The sequence below is a fragment of the Glutamicibacter sp. AGC84 genome, from assembly GCF_053543575.1.
In genome coordinates this window covers 1-3,979 of sequence record NZ_JBLVOC010000018.1, presented here as the reverse complement: position 1 = coordinate 3,979, position 3,979 = coordinate 1, and the positions used below count along the sequence as shown (strand labels likewise).

At 60.8% G+C, this 3,979-nt stretch carries 5 protein-coding genes; 2 read left to right on the top strand and 3 right to left on the bottom strand.

Annotated elements, in window-relative coordinates:
* Nucleotides 1–586 precede the first annotated feature (586 nt).
* Entirely contained in the window at nt 587–1,021 is a 435-nt protein-coding gene (locus ACNPN0_RS11945) for a MarR family winged helix-turn-helix transcriptional regulator (protein ID WP_448937219.1), read from the top strand.
* Nucleotides 1,018–2,415 carry an MFS transporter gene (locus ACNPN0_RS11940; protein ID WP_448937220.1) on the top strand — a complete coding sequence of 466 codons (1,398 nt, stop codon included), beginning with the start codon at nt 1,018–1,020 and terminating at the stop codon, nt 2,413–2,415. Before ACNPN0_RS11945 ends, ACNPN0_RS11940 begins: the two co-directional genes overlap by 4 nt.
* Before the next feature lie 73 nt (nt 2,416–2,488).
* Here the strand turns inward: ACNPN0_RS11940 and ACNPN0_RS11935 are convergent, their stop codons facing one another.
* From ACNPN0_RS11935 to ACNPN0_RS11925, 3 genes are all read right to left on the bottom strand, one after another.
* Nucleotides 2,489–2,785, bottom strand: coding sequence for an antibiotic biosynthesis monooxygenase family protein (locus ACNPN0_RS11935; protein ID WP_105662322.1), 297 nt, complete (start codon nt 2,783–2,785; stop codon nt 2,489–2,491).
* Nucleotides 2,786–2,887: 102 nt separating this feature from the next.
* Nucleotides 2,888–3,418 (bottom strand): ASCH domain-containing protein, encoded by a 531-nt coding sequence (locus ACNPN0_RS11930; protein ID WP_448937221.1) that lies wholly within the window; start codon nt 3,416–3,418, stop codon nt 2,888–2,890.
* A gap of 79 nt (nt 3,419–3,497) precedes the next feature.
* Nucleotides 3,498–3,979, bottom strand: a 482-nt coding sequence (locus ACNPN0_RS11925) for a hypothetical protein (RefSeq protein ID WP_448938914.1), incomplete at its 5' end; no start/stop codon positions are given.

Sequence of the window (3,979 nt, the reverse complement as noted above, 5' to 3'; positions counted from 1 at the left end):
CAGCCCCGCGGCCGCGCCCCCTCCTGGCGTCGGGGCGCCCGAGGCAAGCCGCTCAAGGTAGCTGCTGACAGTTTCATTGGAGATCAATGGGGTTTCCCCTCGTTCGGGACGCATGGAAGTTGATCCCTGCACCGTTCGGCGGGATTTCCGGCGCGCAGGACCACGGTCCAAGCCGCCGGAACCCCTTAGTATCCGACTGGTATATCAGGTTATCTTGAAGCCTAGAGCACCTACCGAACGCCGGTCAAGGGTTTTCTGGCGCCCGGAACACCCCCGGCATCCAAGCGCCACGCGACCGGATCCCCCGCTAGTCCATCCAGGTCTTGCACATGCCGGCCAACAGGGTCCGGAAGGCATTTTCCCTGCGGCGCACACGCGGTCCCGGCGCAGGGCCAGGAGTGCGCGGCACGAGCCGGAATCCATCAGGAGCGCACCAAAACGACAACCACTTACTACGGCGACATGCCTGCGAGCCACGGGGCCAAGCGAGCGAGTACCGCCTTCTCGCGCCCGATGGATCGGGGCAGTGTGCAGCCTCACGAGCATTCCACAAGAAGCTTGTACAAGTTAATTGTATTCTATAGCTATGGAAATTGATCCCCAGTCCGCAGACCTTCCCCAGCAGATGTTCGAGGCGCTCTCACCATTGCTGAGCCTGATACGCACGGCACGATCCATCTCCCCGGGCAAACTGGGAATCCTGCACACCTTGGCCACCGAAGGTCGGGCCAGTGCCGCCCGGATGAGCCAGGCCATCGGGGTCAGCCAGCAGGCCATCTCGCTGACGACCAAGGAATTGGAAGGCCTCGGACTGATCGAGCGGCACCGGGACGAGGCCGACCGCCGCAAGCTCTGGTTCCAGCTCACCGATGACGGCCGCCAAAAGCTGGACCAGGAAATCCTGCTCGGCCGGACCGCGCTGCTCCAAGCCATGGGCGAGAACCTGAGCGAGGAGGACCGTTCCCTGATCCGCTCCGCCTTGCCCGCGCTCAAGAAAATCAATACCGCGGTCCGCCCATGAGCCGCAACGCATCCAACCAGAGCCCGCTGGTGCCCACGCTGGTCTTCGCCGCGCTTGCCACGGCAATCGTCTCCTCGCTGGGCATGCTGCTGGTCCCCTCGATTTCCTTGCGGTTCAATGTCGATATTGCCGCCGCCCAGTGGATGCTCACCGTGAATCTGCTGGCCGGCGCCGTGGCAACACCCATCATGGGACGCCTCAGCGATGGACCGCATAAGAAGCGGCTGCTGCTCGTCTCGCTGGCGGCCATGTTCGTAGGCTCTGTCATGGCAGCGTCCGCACCGAGCTTTGGCGTGTTCCTTGCCGGACGCGTGCTCCAGGGATTGTCCTACGGCATTGTTCCGGTCACCATCGCCATCGCCAGGCGCTATGTAGCGGCCGAGCACCTGCAGAACACCATCTCCACCTTGTCGGTGACGGTTGCTTCCGGAATCGGCATCGGCTATCCATTGACCGGCATCATCGCTGGTATTTTCGACTACTCCTACGCGTTCTGGTTCGGTGCGCTATTCGTGCTGGCCACCATCTGCGTGGTGTGGAAAGTTGTTCCTGCAGGCCCCGATACCCAGGCCGAGCAACGTCCCTTCGACTACACCGGCTCCGGCTTGCTGGCCCTGGGGCTCACCTCCCTGCTGCTGGCCATATCCGAGGGGCCCAAGTGGGGCTGGGCTTCACCTGCAACGCTTGCTTTGGGCGCTTTCTCGGTCATCGTGCTGATCATCTGGGTGAGGGTGGAAAACAGCCTTGGCCACCCGCTGATTAATCTGCGCACGCTCAAGCAGGGCGAAGTCCTCTTGGCCAATATCTCGGCCATCGCCCTGGGCGCCGCACTGTATATCGGCATGTCCGTATCATCACTGGTAGCCCAGGCAGATGCGGCAACTGGCTACGGGCTGAGCCTGCCGGTCTTCTGGGCAGGATTTGTCATCTTCCCGCTCTCGGTCGGCAGCTTGGCTGCCAACCGCGTGGTGCGCATACTTGCCAAACGCGGCGGCATCCAGGTCATGCTTCCCATTGGAGCGATCATCATGGCCGCAGCAGGCACCATGCTCTGGCTGCTCCACTCGGCGCTCTGGGAGATCTTGCTGAGCATGCTGGTCTTCGGCATCGGCATGGGCGCAAGCTATGCGGCCATGCCGGCATTGATCGCCCGCAGCGTAGCGACCAAGGAGCTAGGCAGCTCGGTAAGTTTCAACCAGGTGCTGCGTACTGTAGGTTCTTCCTTCGGCACGGCGATTTCCGCGGCCATTATCGCCACCCACCCCGGACTCAATGGCGAGGCCAGTCCGGAAGGCATCAACATGACCTTCTTGATCGGCGCACTGCTTTGCATCGCCTTGGGTGCTGCGTTGCTGGCCGATTCCGCACGGCGCCGCTTCAAAATGCGCGGGTAGGCAAAAGGTCCTGGATGCAGATAACGCCCCGATACCACGAAGGCATCGGGGCGTTGCCAGCAGGCTGCAGCGCCTAGAATTCCACGATCTCGAATTCCAGAAGTTCAGCGCCGCTGGCCACTGGCTTCTTGGCATCGCTGCCAGCATGGGCCGCATCAGCGCGCTGGGTACGCCAGTTCTCGAAGTCCTCGCGGGTTGCCCACTGGGTGTACACGAAGTACTTGTCTCCACCATTGACCGGACGCAGCAACTTGAACCCTTCGAACCCCGGTGAAGAATCCACCGAATGCTTGCGAGCAGCAAAACGCTTCTCCAGTTCCGGTCCAGCTTCGCCGGGAACCGATAGGGCATTGATGACGACAATCGACATGTTCAACCTTTCTTTTCCGGGCTTCTTTCACGGGAAACCCTCTGTCTCCACCCTACGCCCGCGCGTTCTCGACCGCAGGCCAGCGTGACGAAGTTCGACCGGCTAGTCGGCATACTCCTGTGGCCAGCAAATTTCAAAGCGTTCCAAGACCAGCTCTCCCCCGGCGTTGGCGGTGTCTTCAGGGATCCAGTCGATTCCTATGGACTTCTGCGTACGGCGCCAGAATTTTTCATGTTCTGCGCGCCAGTATTCCAGCGAGAGATCCCCTTCGCCCTCGGCCGCGGCAAACTGCGCGTCTACCTCGAAGAACGAGGAGCGCTCGACGGAGAGCACTCGCAAAATCGCCCGCGGCTGCCCTTGTCCATCGCAAACAATGCAGTGGTCTTCAGGTTGCGGGACACGTTCGTTGTAATAGACGTAGTCGCTAGCCAGAGACGAAGTCGCTCGCTTGGTTCCGTGCAGCATTTCATTCAAAAGCTCATCAGCAAGCGCGGGATGGTCCCCGAAGGATTCGGCGACATGGTGCGGTGCATCGGCCCGCGGAATCCCTTTGCTCGCCAGATACTCAAACCACATCTGTTCAGCAGCTTCTGCATCGACGGGAGGCAGCTCAGGAGCACAATTTTCTGTCATGTGTCGATCCTAGCCGCGGCGCGCATTCCGCCTGGGCATGGAATGGCCGTTGCAGGACAGCCGGACTGCCGGACTGCGCCTAGAGTCCTGGAATCTCGAATTCGAACCTCTCCTTCGAGTTCCCTCGGCTCTCAAATGCGATAGTCCGGTCCCCAAGCAGGTAGAACTGCTTCAACTTTAACGTCGCGGGGCCTTCGCAGGTAAGCCTGAATGAATTGGCTCTTACGTGCGAAGAAACGCAATTCCCCTCGTAGGTCATGTTATCCAGCCAAAGCCAGTTGAGCCGCACCTCGAAACTTATGGGATCGCTTTCTGAAGCTCCATTGATATCGAAGGTGTAATTCGCAAAGAATCCGCCTTCCTCTTGTGTCATGGCGACCTGGAATTCAGACCCGTCTTGGCCGTCTTCCGGCTCAGCGCTCGGCTCAGCCGTAGGCTCCACCGTCGGTTCAGGGGTTGGTTCCTGAGTCGGCTCCACCGTCGGTTCAGGGGTTGGTTCCTGAGTCGGCTCCACCGTCGGTTCAGGGGTTGGTTCCTGAGTCGGCTCCGGAGTCGGCTCAA